We start from the raw sequence: 3,120 nt of genomic DNA, 5'->3' as shown, positions 1-3,120 counted from the left end.
CTTCCCGCATGCGGGAAGGGGGCGGGTGTGCGGTCGGTCATCAGGGCCGGGTGATGCGGTGACGGTAGATCCGTGCGGCGGCTGTTACGGCAGCGCAGACGCCCCACGCGATCCACCAGCCGGTGGACACGTCGCCGGCTGCGGATGCAGCGGCGAGTGTGATGCCCCCGCCCGCGACGGCGATGATGTCGCCGTACCGAACGATGCTGTTCACCTGGTCCCTCCTTTCTCTGTGGCCAGTGTGACTGTTACCGGGTGCGTGTGTCGTGGGAGGATGGGACCCCGGAGGGGGCGACTTTCTCTCGCCCCCTCCGGCCTTTCACCGGCGGTGTCATCCGCAACGCTTGCAGCCTCGCGAGCGAACCACGCGGCGATCACCGACCGCGCCGCGCTGATCCCGGTCAGGGCCGCCCCGGCGATGAAGGCCACATCCTCTCGGTTCATTCTGTTCACCTCCCCTCTCCCTTGGTTTGCGACTCCAACTTATAGGCCCCCTAGATTTCCTGTCAAGGGGGTCTAGAAAAGAATCTCGGAACGCCGTACCCTCAACCCATGACCACCGACCTCCGCACCCAGATGGCCACCCACATCAACGCAGCCCTCGCACTCCTCGACGACATCCCCGACCCCGTCGAACGCGAGGCCGCCGCACGCCTCCTCGGAGACGACCTCCTGCCCGCCACCGTTCTGCGCGTAAAGGCCGTACGCGGAGACGCCATCCGGAACCTGCGCGGCCAGGGCAAGACCCTCCGGGAGATCGCCGGACTCACCGGCCTGTCCGTCCCCCGCGTCGACCAGATCGCCAAAGGCGTCAGCAGGGCGGCGAAGAAGTAATGGCCTACCGACCGGACGACCTGCGCGCCATGTCCCCCCGGGATAGGCTCGCCGCCCTACGCGCCATGACGCGCGAGGAGCGGGCCGAACTGGACAACCAGATGGCGGAAGCGCGTAGGGCTGCGGAAGCCCGCTACGGCCCGGCAAAGCCGTGGACCCCCGAGCCCCCATGCGTCCAGCTTGAAGACTGAGCCCGCGTGCGCCGGGCATAACGAAACCGCCCCCCGCCCAGCTCCCGCGAACGCGGCCGGACAGGGGGCGTAGGGGTTGCGGGGCCGGACTCGAACCGGCGTCCATGCCGGGCATGACCCCGGCCGCTCTGTGCCTGTTGAGCTACCCGCACCCCCTGGTCAGCGGAGGAGTGCGAACGGTTTGTATGACATGCAAACTGGTCAGCGGAGGATGGCGATGAGGCCGGTGGCCACGCCTGCGACTTCGGTCAGGGCGCCGACTGCTTGCAGTGGCCAGCGGGTCTTCTTCCATTCCTCGACGTCCGCGCGGACATCGGCGATCTCCTGGCTTGTCTCTACCCGGAGGTCGCGCAGTTCCTGGTCCTTCTCGGCGCGGAGGTCGCGGAGGTCCTGTTCCCTACGGGTCGACCGCTCGACGAGTACCGCGCAGGCAGTCTTGATGTCGCCGAGGTCCCGGCCGAAGGATGCGAAGTCGCCGTGTGTTCTCTCCAGTTCGAGGGCGGCCTGCGTCGACTCCTGCGGCGTCACCGCCTACACACCCCGGGCCGGGGAGACGGAGTTCCATTCGGCCCGGAGTCTGGCGGCGAGGCCCTCACCAGCGACCACGAGGCCGCGGTCCCGCCGGACAGGGATGCGCGTGGCAGAGGCCGAGTGCTGGACCTCGATATGGTCCGGGCGCGTGACCATGCCCGTGATGCCTGACGGACGCGTGTGGGGACTGAACTGCTCGGAAGCTATCGCGTGCGAGACGGTCGCTACGGCGGATCGGTGCACTCGCCACATAGAATCCGGCCATGGCCGATATTGATCTATCTGATGAGCTGCTGGATCTGGAGCGGGCGGCCTGGGCGGAGATCCGGGCGGGGGTGCTGACCGTGGAGACGGCGTATGCCGTGCAGGCCGCGATCACCGGGCATGCGCAGGCCAATGGGTACTCGCGGTATGAGGTGGAGGCGGCGCTCAAGAGGGCCGTGCGGCGCCCGGAGGGCTGAGGGGTGGCGGGGTTGGCGGCGCGGGTGGGGTAATCGTTCGATGAATGTCCATGGGGTGGGGCGTGACCTGGGGGTTCAGGGTCCGTGGGCTGCTGTTCGGGCCGCTCGGGGTAGCTCACACGGCCTAACCCGAATGGGTGACAAGGCGTGGCTGAGCAGGTGGTCGGTCGTTCCCAGATGGGCAACCTATGCACTGGCCGTACGCGGTCAGCCCGCCGCCCCACTGGGGGAACGACGGGCTGATACGCAGGGAAGGGGTCGACGGTGAGCTACTTGCGGTACAGCCACCTCCACGCCCTGCCTCATGCGGCCGGTGGCAGAAGTGCCAGCCGCAAGCCGGCCACCATGGCGAGCGACATCAGCAGTGCGGGCAGGGGGTCTTGTCCGCCCGAGGCCATCAGGACCAAGAGGCAGCCGGGGCCGGCGGATGCCAGTGCGGCCTCAGTGGGGGGCTGGAGAGAGAATGGGCGGTCCGCAGGAGACTGCGGATCACGGCCAGTCCGGGACTGGCCGGGGGGTTGCGTCACGGCGACCTCCGGGTGAAGGGGGAGGCGTCGCGAGGGCTCGCCAGATCCTGCCGAGACGAGCACCTGCGGCGCCTTCCCTGATCTATGTCGTCGCATCGCTAACGGAGCACGCTCACGCTTGGGTGCGTTGCGCCACCGGGATGAATGATCCTGACGCACTACGGGTTGACGCTGCCGCGTGTTGCCTTGACGAACCGTTCATTCCCTGAGGGCGTACGAGAGGCCCCGCCCGGACTCCGAAGGGTCGGGCGGGGGCGTGCACATCGACTCGGCGTCGGGGACGGGGCGCGTTGTCGCCGGGCGCCCGGTGTGCGGGTGTTGGGGTCAGCCCCCGTCGCAGCCGGTGCCGTCGTTGTCGCGGTCGAGGTGGCGGCCGTAACCGGGGTCGCCGCGGGTGACGGGGGCGGCGCCGGCCGCGCGGGCCGCCGCACAGTTCTCGTAGTAGACGCTTGAACTGCCTCCGCTGCCGGAGCCTCCGCTGTCGCTGCCTCCGCTGCCGGAGCCGGAGTCGGAGGCGTTGACGGTCTCCGTCTCGGTGACGGTCGGGCCGGGTTTGGTGCCGGTGACCGTGGGTGC

The 3,120-nt window shown here is 69.0% G+C and carries 6 protein-coding genes and 1 tRNA gene; 3 read left to right on the top strand and 4 right to left on the bottom strand.

Translation table 11 applies throughout. The features are described from left to right. Positions 1–40: 40 nt before the first annotated feature. Positions 41–214 carry a hypothetical protein gene (locus ACWF94_RS37470; protein ID WP_453499236.1) on the bottom strand — a complete coding sequence of 58 codons (174 nt, stop codon included), beginning with the start codon at positions 212–214 and terminating at the stop codon, positions 41–43. A 338-nt stretch (positions 215–552) separates the two neighbouring features. Between ACWF94_RS37470 and ACWF94_RS37465 the strand changes: the two genes are divergently transcribed. Together ACWF94_RS37465 and ACWF94_RS37460 are read left to right on the top strand one after the other, a co-directional pair. After that, complete coding sequence (locus ACWF94_RS37465; protein WP_453499234.1) at positions 553–834, top strand: hypothetical protein; 282 nt, start codon at positions 553–555, stop codon at positions 832–834. Continuing rightward, positions 834–1,025 (top strand): hypothetical protein, encoded by a 192-nt coding sequence (locus ACWF94_RS37460; RefSeq protein WP_453499232.1) that lies wholly within the window; start codon positions 834–836, stop codon positions 1,023–1,025. Before ACWF94_RS37465 ends, ACWF94_RS37460 begins: the two co-directional genes overlap by 1 nt. 74 nt (positions 1,026–1,099) lie before the next feature. Here the strand turns inward: ACWF94_RS37460 and ACWF94_RS37455 are convergent. Both ACWF94_RS37455 and ACWF94_RS37450 read right to left on the bottom strand, forming a co-directional pair. Beyond that, positions 1,100–1,177: transfer RNA gene (locus ACWF94_RS37455), tRNA-Met, on the bottom strand. Positions 1,178–1,226: 49 nt separating this feature from the next. Continuing rightward, entirely contained in the window at positions 1,227–1,553 is a 327-nt protein-coding gene (locus ACWF94_RS37450) for a hypothetical protein (RefSeq protein WP_453499230.1), read from the bottom strand. A gap of 266 nt (positions 1,554–1,819) precedes the next feature. Between ACWF94_RS37450 and ACWF94_RS37445 the strand changes: the two genes are divergently transcribed. Then, complete coding sequence (locus tag ACWF94_RS37445; protein WP_453499228.1) at positions 1,820–2,017, top strand: hypothetical protein; 198 nt, start codon at positions 1,820–1,822, stop codon at positions 2,015–2,017. A gap of 851 nt (positions 2,018–2,868) precedes the next feature. On the opposite strand, the gene ACWF94_RS37440 is transcribed toward ACWF94_RS37445, so the two are convergent. After that, the coding region (locus tag ACWF94_RS37440; RefSeq protein ID WP_453499226.1) for an excalibur calcium-binding domain-containing protein at positions 2,869–3,120 on the bottom strand (252 nt) is incomplete at its 5' end.

It is taken from the genome of Streptomyces sp. NPDC055078 (genome assembly GCF_053607985.1).
The sequence above is the reverse complement of the archived record's forward strand: the minus strand, read 5'-3'. Positions and strand labels throughout refer to the sequence as shown.

Excerpts from the sequence above, each read along its gene's own strand:
- ACWF94_RS37445 (WP_453499228.1), top strand. The coding sequence starts at position 1,820 with ATGGCCGATATTGATCTATCTGATGAGCTGCTGGATCTGGAGCGGGCG.
- ACWF94_RS37460 (WP_453499232.1), top strand. The coding sequence starts at position 834 with ATGGCCTACCGACCGGACGACCTGCGCGCCATGTCCCCCCGGGATAGG.
- ACWF94_RS37465 (WP_453499234.1), top strand. The coding sequence starts at position 553 with ATGACCACCGACCTCCGCACCCAGATGGCCACCCACATCAACGCAGCC.